The following is a 12,064-nucleotide window of genomic DNA, read 5'->3' as shown; positions in this document are numbered from 1 at the left end:
GGCAAACTCCCTCGCTTATCACCTGTGCCGGGCGGTATCGATCTGGTCACCGAGGGACATAGCTCTCGGCGAAACCGACCACCCGCACACCCATCGCCCGACGACACCGCACACCCCGAATCCCCGTGAGCGCCAACCCCGTCCGCGACCCGCGGCAGCACGACAAAACAACGACTCGGTGGGTGCACCGTCTGCTCGAGACACCAACTGGACGCTTGACCATGATCGGGCACACGGAAGCGCACCGGACAGCCGGTCGACTGCCGATGAACTCGTATCCCCCGAATCATGCTGTCGCACACTCGATCAGGATGTCGCAGTCTGCATAACTGACGCTGTACTAGTGCGTAAATGACTGGTCAAAGTGGTAACTATCGCCCGATCCGGCATGTGACGCGTCCTGCGCCACCTATGCTCAGCGCTGGCAGCACATGGTTCAGGAGGGCTTGTCCATGGCGCAAACACAGATCAGATACGGCGTGCTCGGCTCGTTCACGGCATGGTGTGATGACCGTGAAATCGAGTTGGGTCCAGCGAAACAACAGGCTGTCCTTGCGGCACTCCTGCTAGAAATGAACCGTCCAGTTTCGGTGAATGCAATTATCGACGGGGTGTGGGGCGAACACCCGCCGAGCGACGCGCGCAACGGTGTACAGACCTACGTCAGCCGCCTGCGCCGGGTCCTGGCGCCGCGCCGTCGAGTCGCCGAACCCGCACTGGTACGGGCGGATACGGGGTACGTGCTGCACGGTGACCCGTCGCTGTCGGACCACGTGGCGTTCGACCGGCTCATCGCGACGGCCGAACGTTGCCGGCGCAACAGCGACCTGGCCGCGGCGGCCTCACACACCGACGCCGCGCTGGCGCTGTGGCGGGGTGAGCCGTTCAGCGGCCTGGCCGGCCCGATCGTCGAGGCCGAACGCCGCAGGTTGCAGGAGCGGTACCTGGCCGCGCTCGAGCACCGCGCGGGGATCAAGCTCGCGCGCGGCCAGCACGCCGAGGCGGTGGCCGAGCTCGCGCCGCTGGTCAGCTCGTATCCGCTGCAGGAGCGGTTTCGTACGCTGCTCATGCTCGGCCTCTACCACTGCGGCAGGCAGGCCGAGGCGCTGATGGTCTTCCAGGACGCGCAGCGCAGGCTCGCCGACGAGATCGGCATCGAACCGGGGCGCGAGCTGCGCGAGTTGCACCGGCGGATCCTGCGCGACGAGATCGAGCCGCCGCTCGCGGCCACCAGGACACCGACCGGCCGGAATGAATCCGTTTACAACGTCGCGGATTTCACCGGCCTGGACCAACTGCCGCCGCCCCCCGAGGAGCCGGTCGCGGAGGATTCCGCCGCCGACGTGATCGTCCGCGGCAGTAAAACAGAATCTCGCCCCGACGTCGTGCCCAGCCGGAACCAATTGCCCGGCGATATCGCGGACTTCACCGGTCGCGACGGCGAGATGGCCCGGTTGCTGACCGACATCCCGCCGGTGGCGGTCCGCCCGACCGTGCTGATCAAGGCCATCGACGGCATGGCCGGCGTGGGTAAGACGACGTTGGCCATCCATGCGGCGCACCAGCTCAGCGCCCGTTTTCCGGACGCCCAGCTGTATCTCGACCTGCACGGGCACGCCGCGGACAGCACTCCCCTCGATCCGATGGTGGCGCTGGAGCGGCTGTTGCGCGCGCTGGGCGTGCCGAGCGAGTCGATACCGCCGGATCTGGACGCGCGAGCGGCGTTGTGGCGCACCGAAATCGCGACTCGGGCGGCGTTGCTGGTATTGGACAATGTCGCCGATGCCGACCAGATCAGGCCGCTACTGCCCGGTACACCCAGTTGCCTGGTGCTGATCACCAGCCGGCGCCGGCTGGTGGATTTGGAGGTCTCCAAAACCCTTTCACTGGATGTGCTTTCACGCGCGGACGCGACGGCGTTGTTCACCACGATCGTCAATGACGACCGAATAATGGCCGAGCCGGACGCGGTCGAGGAAACGGTTCGGCTGTGCGGATATCTTCCGCTGGCGATCCGGATCGCGGCCGGACGGCTGCGCGCGCGGCCGGTCTGGCCGATCGATCGATTGGCCGAGCGGCTTCGGCACCCCACCAATCGGCTCGAGCACCTGTCCGCGGGATCGCGGAGTGTGGCGGCCGCGCTGTCGGCCAGTTTTCACGATCTGCCGGTCGATCAGCAGAACGCGTTCCGGCTGCTCGGATTGCACCCCGGTCGCGACTTCGATACCTATGCGACTGCCGCTCTTGCCGACATCGGGATAGATGCCGCAGAGCAGTTGCTGGAAGCGCTGGTGGACGTTCATCTGCTGGAACAGGTGGTCTCCGAGCGCTACCGGTTCCACAACCTGGTGCGCGATTATGCCGCGACCCTGGCGCAGGCCTCGGACCTCGAAGACGGCGCCGCACTGACCCGGCTGTTCGACTACTACCGATATTGCGCCTGGGCGGTGGGCAGCAAGATTCTGCCCGATCGAACCAGTCGTATCGTCGACCTGCCGGTGCCGGGAACGCCGACACCCGCGCTGGCCAGTCACCAGGAATGTGTGGCCTGGTTGCACAGCGAACGACTCAATCTGCTCGCCATTGCGCGCGAGGCGACCCGGGGGCGGTGGTCCGATTACACGAGGCTGTTCTCCGAAATCCTGTGGTGGCCCTATGTGACCGGACTGCGGTGCTCCGATGACGCCATCACGTTGCACTTCGATGCGGTCGAGGTCGCGCGCAACAGCGGCGAGCAGGCCGAGGAGTGCCGCCTGCTGGTCAATCTCGGGTACACGCTCTGGCGGATGCGGCACTGCCGGCAGGCGCTGGTGGTGCTCAACGACGCGGTGCGGCTCGCGCACGGAATGAACGACTATGCCAGTGCCGCAAGGGCTATGCACCACAGCGGGCTGGTCTACTTCCGGCAGGGCCGGTATCGGGACGCGCTGATGGGATACCACCAGGCGTTGTCGTTGGCGCGGTGGAGCGGGGACAAGTTCATGGAGGGCTACGCCCTACAGGGTTTGGGCCAGGTGCATGAGCGGATGGGCTACTACGACGACGCTTTCGACTATCTGCACCAGGCGGTCGGCGTCGCGGACGAGACCAACGATCCGTATCTGCGCGCCTGCGCGCTGATGCGGATGAGCGACACCGACATGCGGATCGGCCGCTACGACGACGCGCTCGCGCACCTGGAGGACGCGCGCAAGGCGTTGTCGCCGATGCCGTCGAATACGTTGTTCCACAACTACTTCTCGATCCGCATCGGCAACGTGTACTGCGCGTTGAAGCAATTCGACCTGGCGCTGGACGGATTCCGGACCGCGTCGGCGCGGGCCGAGCGGAACAACGATCTGATCCTCAAGTGCTGCACGCATCTCGGGATCGGGGACGTGCATCGCCGGCAGGGGCAGTATCGGGAGGCGCTCACCCAGTACGAGCGGGCGCTGCACATCGCCTACGCGTCCGGGTCGCCGTATGAGGAGGTGCTGGCCAACGATGCGATCGCCACGGTGCACTACTGCTCGGCGCACTTCTCCGTGGCCCGGCAGCGCTGGAAGGCGGCGTTGACGATCGCGGCCGGGTTGGGGATTCCGGAGACCCAGCGGATCGCCAATCACGTCGCGAGCATCGACTCGACGTTCCTCGCGAGTACGGCGACCAGGGCGGCGGAGACGCAGTCGGCGGAGTTCCGGCGGGCCGCGGATCTGATCCTGAGCAATATGACGCCCGCGCTGCGCGCGTCGGCTATGGCCGCGATGGTTGACCAGGAGATGTCGTGAGGTAGCGGGGCGCCTCGTCGGGCCGCGCCCACCAGGGCCGGGAGAGGATGCCCGCGAGCAGGGCGCCGACGGCGTTCAGCAGGACGTCGTCGATGGACGAGTGGCGACCGATCGCGAGGACGTATTGCAGGGTCTCGACCGCGATCGAGGCCGCCGCGCCGGTGAGCAGGATGCGGGACGGGTGCGCGAACCAGGGTAGGCGGATCGGCAGGAGAAAGCCGAGGGCGGCGAAGACCAGAAGGTTTCCGCCGAACTGTTCGACGACTCGGTTGTCGGACAGCTGCTCGGTGAGGTCGCGTAGCGGGATCAGGTTGAGGGAGCGCCCAGTTCCCTTGGGCGTGAGGATCATCCACAGCCACGGCGCGGTGCCGAACACCATGCCGACATCGCAGAGCGCCGCTCGCCGGCCGCGGCGTCGGGCGAGCCACCATGCCGCGATAGCGGCGATCGGTATGGCGGCGATCGCGGCGAGTACGACGTCGCCCCATGCCGTCCAGGTGCCGTTCACGTCGCCAGTCTCATCCGAATACCTTGTGCCGCAACTCTGCTCCGCGAACCATCTACACAATCCACACCGTATCTACACCTGCTAATGGTCGATAGGGCGCAGACCGATCATCGTGTGAGCGGAGGCATAGACGTAGCTGCCATTGTTTCGGGCCGCCAATTGCCCACCGCCGGTGATGGCTTCGGGTTTGTCGTTCACGGCGCGGAATGGGATGTCCCAGATCGTTTTACCGGTTTTCGGGTCCATCGCCCAGAGGCCGGTGGAGTCGGACAGGACGACGACGTGTCCGTCCCAGGCGTCCGCTGTACCGGAGCGTTGGGAATCGATCTGCCAGAGCCGGCGTCCGGTTCGCATGTCCAGGCCGGTCATCTTGTGCGCGACGTCATCTCGGAGCAACGCGACGTCGCCGAGGACGGCGGTCGCGGTGCCGTTGACGGCGACGAGGTCGGCGCTGGTCCAGACCACTGCTCCGGTGCGGCGATCGCGCGCGCTGTCGCCGAGCAGGACGGGGATGGTGTCGTCGGCGGGTTGGTCGAGTGTGAGCGAGTGGGTCACCTTGACATCGCTGGCGGCGAGTACACGTCCGGTGCGGTCGAGGATGTCGGTGCCGGAGATCCCGTTGCCGGAGCAGCCGGACTTGGTTCGGATGACCAGTGCCGCGCTCGTCGACCCGCTGCTGGCGCATCCGGCGAGATCCGCGGTCAAGGTGGGTTCGCCGGTGCCGAGATCGAATCCGGCGACATGGGCGCCGAGGGTCAGCAGGCCCTGTCCGTGGGTGACGTCCAGCGCGTCGGTCGAGACGTCCTCCCACAAGGTGCCGATGGGGAACGCGCGGGACCAGTTCGCCTCGGGCCGGGCGAGGGTTCCGGCGTGCACGCGGACGTCGTCGGATTCGACGTCGCCCTCGGCGATGTACACCCGATCGGCGGTGGTCGCGAGCGCGAAAACCAGCCAGTCCGTGGGTGTCCGGGTGATCTCGCCGCTGCCGATGTCGAACCCGACGAGGGCACCTTGCCCGGTGACCGGGACCGAGAAACACACGAGGCGGCCGTCGACCGGGACACGACCACAACCGCCCAGGTCTGCGGCGGGCGTTCGCCAGCGCACCGCACCGGTGGTCGCATCGATGCCGACCATCGTCGGATCCTGTAGCGCCATATCGCCGTTCGAGGTGCCGGTCACCGTGATCAGAGTGTCGCCGGCCTCGACGAATCCCGCGCTGCCGACGTCGAACTCGGTCCCGCCGACCGGATTACGGAACTCCGCCTTCGGGTGTCCGTCGGTGGCGGCGGCGACCGACCAACCCAGTCCGGGCGCTGCGTCGGCGGTGCCGGTGATCTTGCGCGTTCCATCGTCCGGCTGGATCAGCACGAAAACCGCTCCGGCACTGGTGATCACCGCCGCAGTGGCCGCGAGAAGCAGCCCGCGCAGGCCTGGGATGGATTTCATCAGCGCACCTCGAGGTCCGGGTTCGTGGCGATCGCCTCCAGCTGGTCGAAAGGCAAAGCTTCGGTAGCGCCCTCGGCGGTGGAACTCACCCGGATCTGAGTGCCCGACCGGCGGGTGACCGTGACGATGCGGCTGGTCTCCGGAATAGGCTGTGCGCCTGCCTCGTTCGCGTACTTCGTCGACCGGGACTCCCGGCTCTCGACCACCGCTCCATCCGGCAGTTGCCGGGACTGGACGCGGTCACCGACAGACCCGGACGCCGCGGTCTCCGGAACCCGCTGTCCCACCGCGATCGCGACACTCAGCAACGATTGCCGCCCCTGGGTGGTCACCTGAACGGCCTGGCACACCCCACTGGCGCCCGACTCCGACGGTCGCAGCTGGCCGAGCGGCCGATCGAAAGCGAGGCCGTCCAACGGGATTCGCGCCAGCACAGCATCCAGCCGGTGAGCGGCGGCCTCGTCGATCGTTCCCCCGGAATCCGAACCGCCGTGGCAGGATTGCGGCACGTCCGGCGTACCCGGCGGCACGGGTGTGCTGACGCGGAGTCCGGCGGCTGTGGCGACCGCGGCAAGATCGTCGAGGGACAGCGGCACCGTGCCGGAATGGCTGCTGCCGTCCATGCTGTCATCGGTCGCCCGAGCGGTGGCGACGGTGCCGTCGGGCAGGTAGGCGTACGCGGAACGGGTCAACGTGCGAACCCCGCGACTCTCGCTCCAGGTATCGTGCACATCGACGGTCGTGCCGTCGGCGAGGCGACGGCGTTCATCGAGATCGCCTGCGACACAAGGTGGAATCGGCGCCGTGGACTGCTTCACCGACACCATCAATTGACCCGGCTTGCCGTCCCGGAGCAGCGGCCCGTGAGCAGTGGTCCAGCCTGCGCCGAGGTCCCGCTCGCCGGAATCGGTGGTCGGATCGAAGATCGGGTCGAAGAGCAGCGATTCCTTGACCGGCGCGAACCCGACATCGACCGCGTCCGGGAGTGCGTCGCGCAGCGCTTGCGACATCGCCACCGCTTTGGGGCCGGAGAACCACGGATAGGCCGGATTGTCGTAGCCGGAAGGTTCCGCTTCGACGAACGACATCGACGGACCAGTACTGGGTGGCTCGACGACCGCGCACCCCGGGATGTCCACGGGGTACACGACCGGCGGAGTGACATAGGAACTGTCGACCTCCGGCTGAGCCGTGATCGGCGACGGAACCACCGGCGCGGTGGTCAGCTCCGGTTCCCGGCTGTGCAACAACCCGCCGACGATCACGCCGCCGGCCACGATCGCCACACAGGTCAGCGCCACCGTCCAGCCGGTCATCCTCGGCGACGGCTCCCGCTCGTCTCGCTCCTCGCCACTGTCCATCTGCTGTGTTGCCCCTGTCCGTCGAGTCCGGATGCTGCCTGCCACACGCGGAACCCGTCCATGATTCGGCATGGGCGAAGACGGCCGACATCGAGGTCGGCCTTTCGCCGTGATTGCGGTGCCGGCTACTGCGGGCGCTGCTCCGACCGTGCGCGGTCGACCGTGTAGAGGCGGTGAGTGCCGTGCAGGCCCTTCAGTTCGACGTCGCGTTCGGCGACCACCGCGATATCCGGTTCGCCGGCGAGGGACTCGCGCACCGCCTCGCTGATCAGGATCTCCCCGCCGTTCGCCTGATCGGCGACCCGGGCCGCCATCGCCACGTTCCGGCCGAACAGATCGTCGCCGCGGCGAACGGACTTGCCCATGTGGATGCCGATCCGCACCCGGACGCGTTCGCGGCCAATGGGTTTGGCCCCGTTGCCGAGTGCGCTCTGGATGCCGAGACCGCAGCGCACCGCCTGCTCGGGTTCGGCGAACGCGATCATGAAGCCGTCGCCTTGGCTCTTCACGATGTGCCCGTCGTGCTTGGCGACGCAGTTGCGGATCAGCCGGTCGTGGCGACCGAGCAGTTTGACCCAGGCCTGATCACCGAGCCGTTCGTTGAGCGCTGTGGAGCCCTCGATGTCGGAGAACATGATCACGACGTGCCCGTCCGGCGTCAGGCCGGCCAGATCCGGTCGTTCGACCTGCGCCCAGCCCGCCAGATTCTCGATCGAGGTGAGCACCGCGCCCCGGAAGCCCTTCTTGCGCAACAGGTTCGCGGTATCCCACACGGTCTTCACCGCTTCCCGGCCGCTGATCATCAGCAGTTGCCTGCTGTCGACCTTGCGTTGCAGCTCGTCGAATTCCCGGCGGCTGCGGGTCAGCAGCACGAACAACACCACCAGACCGACGGCCTCCACTGCGGCAACCGCGGCAAGTACGAGCTCGATCATCATGGGATCCGTCGCAGGTAGTGGTCGGCCAGAGCGAGTCCGACCCTAGCCGACCGGAGCGGATTCAGCGCAGTCTGGCGACGCAGAACACTCGCGGAATGGCCAGGCCGCCCGGGGTGAAGGTGAACGAACTCGTTGCGCCCTGGACGTTGTCGCACTGGTGGCCGGTGCCGACGATCCGCAGGACGCGGTATTTCGCGTCGTTGCCGCCGCAGTCGGTGGTTTCCAGATTCGGCTTGATGTTCGTATCGCGCAGGCAGTCACCGGTTTTGGCGTTTTCCAGGGCGCGGGTGGTGTCGACTTCCTTGTGCGCCAGGCAGAAGATGAGATCCGGGCCGAGCTTCGGGAATTTCTTGCCGTCGCCGATCTGTTTGAGCTCCCACGTGTAGGTGACCTCGGTGCCGGTCACGCTGTCGCAAGCCAAGGAGCTGAGTCCGCCGTCTTTGCGTTCCAGGACCTTGTAGATGGACTGCGGGTCGGTGCACGGCAGTTTGCGCACCGGGGGCACGCTGGAATCGGTGAGGCAGTCGCCCGGGCGCGCGGAATTGCTCGCCTGCTGCGGATCAGCGCCCTTGTCCCCGAGACAGACCTGCTTGTCCTCGTAATACGTGTACGTCACCCCCGCCACGTCCTTGCAGGTGTATTCCGAGCCGCTCAGCTTCTTCAACACGACGAATTTGGCCTCTGCCGACGAGCAGTCGACCACGGTGAAATCCGCACCGTCCTGCTTCACGCAATCGCCTTGCGCGACCGATTTCGTTGCCGCCCCGACCAGCGAACACCCACTGACCACCAGCGCAAGGCATGCCAAAACAGCACCGATCCAGTACCGCACGATCCCTCCCCCTCCGCACACGGCGGATTCCAGCACAATCGTCGAGATTCAATCACGACCCACCGACAAGTGCCCAATCATGTTCGGCAGGCCGGTGAATGTGGCAGTCGACCGTTATTTGATGGCAGGGAGGTCGCGGAGTTGCCTGCGCGAGTTGATGCCCAGTTTGCGGAAGATGTTGCGCAGGTGGGCGTCTACGGTGCGGGGGCTCAGGAAGAGTTTGGCGGCTACCTCTTTCGAGGTGGCGCCGTCGGCCACCAGGCGGGCGATGTGGATTTCCTGGACGGTGAGGGTTTCGACGTCGGGGGTGGATCGGCTGCGGGTCTGTTCGCCGGTGGCGCGGAGTTCGGCGGCGGCTCGGCCGGTGAAGGCTTCGGCGCCGAAGGCCGAGAACGCTTCGTGGGCCAGGCGGAGTTCGGTTCTGGCGTCACGGCGGCGGCCTTGACGGCGCAGCCATTCGCCGTAGATCAGGTGGGCGCGGGCAGCCCAGACGGCGAGGTTGCTGGATTCGAGCAGGGACACGGCTTTTCGATAGGTGTCTTCGTCGTCGTCCACCAAAGCTCGTGCGTACGTTTCGACTCCGCGACCCCACGGCTGATCGCCCGCCCCGGCCCGATCGGTCAGCGTCGCGAGAGCCGCTCGCGCGGTGGGTAATTCGCGGCAGCGCACGGCGGCCTCGACGAGTTCCGGTAGCGCAAGGCCGGCCGACCCGAGACTGCCGGTGGCGACGGCGAGTTCGGCGGCCCGCATGGCCGCCGGATAGTCGGCGAGACCGTTGTTGAGGATGGCGGTCGCGTGTTGCACGCTCAAGGACATGTGCGGCCCGACTCCGGCGAACAGCTGCTCGGCCTCGACTCGCCGACCGCGCAACGCCGCCAAGTGGATTCGCGGATAGACGAGCGGGGCGGCGCCGGTAGCCTCCGCGATCGCCTCCTCCTCGGAGATCATCGCGGCCGCGGCGCCGAAGTCGCCGGCGTACGCGTTGACGGTGGCGAGCATGGCCAAGCCGATCGGCAACAGGTGAAATGAGCCGAGCTCGCGGCCGGACTCGGTGGCCCGGGTGGCGACCCCGCGCATGGCGTCGCCGTCCCAAAATTCGAGGGCCAGTAGGAATCCGAGGGTGGGCCAGCTGGACCAGGCCGGGTCCGCGCCGCCGGCCACGACGGCGCGCAGCAGCTTCGCGGCGGCCTGATGTCCCTCGACGACCAGTGCGACGACGCCGTCCAGGATGATGTCCGCGCTCGTCTGCGGTTGTGGACTGGGCGGTGCGGTGCGGGCGGCGGCGATCACCGCGTCGAGACCGCCGGTGAGCGTGGACATTTCGATCGCGTCCACGTAATACTCGCGCGCCCGGACCGGATCCGGCCCGGCCAGCTTGGCGGCGGCCCGCAGCAGATGATCGGTCGGCTGATCCTCACCGCGGAAGCGGGCGAACGAGATTCGGCCGCGCAGCAGGTCGACCCGCGGGTCCTCGGAGTCGAGGGTGGACAGTAGTTCCGCGGCAACGCCGAAGTCGCCGACCGACAGTTTCGCTTCGACCGCGGCGAGTACCCGCTCGGTGCGCATGCCGGGTTCGAGGGTCAGCGCGGCCGCGCGTTCCAGGAACGCCGCCGCGGCGGCCTGCCCACCCCGGGCCCGGGCGCGAGCCGCGGACTGGGTCAGCGCGACCGCCACGTCCTCGTCGGGGCCCGCGCTGGCCAGCCCGCGATGCCAGGCGACCCGGTCCGGGTCGGCGACCGGATCGCTGACCTGGGCCAGCGCGCCGTGCGCGCGGCGACGTTCGGCGGCGGTCGCCGCGTGGTAGACCGCCGAGCGGGCCAGCGGATGGATGAAGCGCACCCGGGTGCCGAATTCGACCAGCGGTACCTCGCCGGCGGCCGCGTCCTCGATACCGAGGAGCGCCGCCGCGGCCCAGAGCAGGCCGGGATCGCCGACCGGCTCGGCGGCGGCCACCGTCAGCAGCAGCCGGACCTCGGGGGACAGCACTTCGAGGCGGGCACGGAAGCTCCGTTCGGCGACGCGCGGCGCGGGCAGGTCGAAACCGCCGGCCAGGCCGGCCAGACCGGCGGTCCGCGGCAGTTCCACCAAGGCCAGCGGGTTGCCTCGGGCCTCGGCCAGGATGCGGTCGCGCACCCGCACGTCCAGCGAGGACGGGACCTCGCGAACCAGGACCGACCGCGCCTCGGATTCGCTCAGCCGCTCGACGGTCAGCTGCGGCAATTGATCCAGCGCGGCCAAGCCTTCGCGCGCGGCGAAGACCAGCGCGACTCGTTCGGCGCCGATCCGGCGGGCCACGAAAGCCAGTGCGCGCGCGGAGGCGTGGTCGAGCCATTGCGCGTCATCGATGAGGCACAGCAGCGGTCGATCGGTTTCGAGCAGCAGGCCGAGGGCCGCCGCACCGGCCAGGAACGGGTCAGGGGTGCCGGTCTCCAGGCCGAAGGCGATCCGCAGTGCGGTGCGATGCGGGGCAGGCAGCGCGTCGAGGTGTTCGAGCACCGGGGCGCACAGCTGATGCAGGCTCGAATACGGCAGTTCGGTTTCGAATTCGGCGCCTGAAGCGCGCATGACCATGAAACCCGAGGATGCCTTGGCCAGGTGTTCCAGCAGAGAGCTCTTGCCGATGCCCGCCTCCCCCAGCACGACCACCGCGCCGCCGCGGGATTCGCGGGCCTCGTGCAGGAGCGCGAAGAGGCGCGCCGTTTCCGCCGATCGCCCGACCAAATAGCTCACGATCGTGCCTCTTCAACGCTCGGCGCGATCATCCACCGAAGCGCGCGATACCTCTGGTTCACCCGACGATCTTGGCGTGCACGCCGCCGATACGCCACCCGGCCCTGGTCACCAGATGTGCGGCAGCAGTCGGTACTCGACCTTCTGGGCGTAGTCCGCGTAGTCGGGGACCTTCGCGCGGACGAGTTTCTCCTCGTAGAACAGCTGCACCAAGGACAGCGGCAGAATGACCGCGAACACGACCAAACCCCACCAGGATCCGAGGGCGACGGGCATCGCCCCCAGATAGAGCAGTGTTCCGGCGTGCATGGGGTGGCGGACGACGGCATGAGATCTGTCGAGCCTAACCGCCGGGCAGCGCGAGCATGCGCAAACGAGCGCTGCCGCAACATGATTCGACCTCGCTGTGCGCAATGGCTGGTCCTGGGCGAGGCGCGAACCGGCGGCGCAGCTCTAGGTAAGGCGCGGTCCCTAGGTAA

General features: G+C 67.7%; 8 protein-coding genes. 1 reads left to right on the top strand and 7 read right to left on the bottom strand.

Annotated features, from left to right (window positions below; all coding sequences use genetic code 11):
* Positions 1–431 precede the first annotated feature (431 nt).
* Positions 432–3,767 (top strand): AfsR/SARP family transcriptional regulator, encoded by a 3,336-nt coding sequence (locus F3087_RS08230; protein ID WP_150401251.1) that lies wholly within the window; start codon positions 432–434, stop codon positions 3,765–3,767.
* Here the strand turns inward: F3087_RS08230 and F3087_RS08225 are convergent.
* The 7 genes from F3087_RS08225 to F3087_RS08195 all read right to left on the bottom strand — a co-directional run bounded on the left by F3087_RS08225 (position 3,733) and on the right by F3087_RS08195 (position 11,894).
* The gene (locus F3087_RS08225; protein ID WP_150401250.1) at positions 3,733–4,275 is read right to left on the bottom strand and encodes a VanZ family protein; all 543 of its coding nucleotides are present in this window, start codon (positions 4,273–4,275) and stop codon (positions 3,733–3,735) included. The genes F3087_RS08230 and F3087_RS08225 overlap by 35 nt on opposite strands.
* A gap of 81 nt (positions 4,276–4,356) precedes the next feature.
* Complete coding sequence (locus F3087_RS08220) at positions 4,357–5,724, bottom strand: outer membrane protein assembly factor BamB family protein (protein ID WP_150401249.1); 1,368 nt, start codon at positions 5,722–5,724, stop codon at positions 4,357–4,359.
* Entirely contained in the window at positions 5,724–7,085 is a 1,362-nt protein-coding gene (locus F3087_RS08215) for a hypothetical protein (protein ID WP_150401248.1), read from the bottom strand. The genes F3087_RS08220 and F3087_RS08215 overlap by 1 nt, the downstream gene beginning before the upstream one ends.
* Positions 7,086–7,210: 125 nt before the next feature.
* Complete coding sequence (locus tag F3087_RS08210; protein ID WP_150401247.1) at positions 7,211–8,023, bottom strand: adenylate/guanylate cyclase domain-containing protein; 813 nt, start codon at positions 8,021–8,023, stop codon at positions 7,211–7,213.
* 61 nt (positions 8,024–8,084) lie between these two features.
* Positions 8,085–8,753, bottom strand: coding sequence for an LppU/SCO3897 family protein (locus tag F3087_RS08205; protein ID WP_150401246.1), 669 nt, complete (start codon positions 8,751–8,753; stop codon positions 8,085–8,087).
* Between the two features lie 216 nt (positions 8,754–8,969).
* Entirely contained in the window at positions 8,970–11,585 is a 2,616-nt protein-coding gene (locus F3087_RS08200; protein WP_150401245.1) for a helix-turn-helix transcriptional regulator, read from the bottom strand.
* 108 nt (positions 11,586–11,693) lie between these two features.
* Positions 11,694–11,894 carry a hypothetical protein gene (locus F3087_RS08195; RefSeq protein ID WP_150401244.1) on the bottom strand — a complete coding sequence of 67 codons (201 nt, stop codon included), beginning with the start codon at positions 11,892–11,894 and terminating at the stop codon, positions 11,694–11,696.
* Positions 11,895–12,064: the final 170 nt, after the last annotated feature.

The organism is Nocardia colli, from assembly GCF_008704205.1.
Lineage (GTDB): Bacteria > Actinomycetota > Actinomycetes > Mycobacteriales > Mycobacteriaceae > Nocardia > Nocardia colli.
Note: the sequence above shows the minus strand (reverse complement) of the source record. Positions and strands in the feature narration are given on the sequence as shown.

What these genes read in the sequence shown, in the direction of transcription:
- F3087_RS08195 (WP_150401244.1), bottom strand. Translation starts at nt 11,894, where the DNA reads ATGCACGCCGGAACACTGCTCTATCTGGGGGCGATGCCCGTCGCCCTC.
- F3087_RS08210 (WP_150401247.1), bottom strand. Translation starts at nt 8,023, where the DNA reads ATGATGATCGAGCTCGTACTTGCCGCGGTTGCCGCAGTGGAGGCCGTC.
- F3087_RS08230 (WP_150401251.1), top strand. Translation starts at nt 432, where the DNA reads ATGGTTCAGGAGGGCTTGTCCATGGCGCAAACACAGATCAGATACGGC.
- F3087_RS08215 (WP_150401248.1), bottom strand. Translation starts at nt 7,085, where the DNA reads ATGGACAGTGGCGAGGAGCGAGACGAGCGGGAGCCGTCGCCGAGGATG.
- F3087_RS08220 (WP_150401249.1), bottom strand. Translation starts at nt 5,724, where the DNA reads ATGAAATCCATCCCAGGCCTGCGCGGGCTGCTTCTCGCGGCCACTGCG.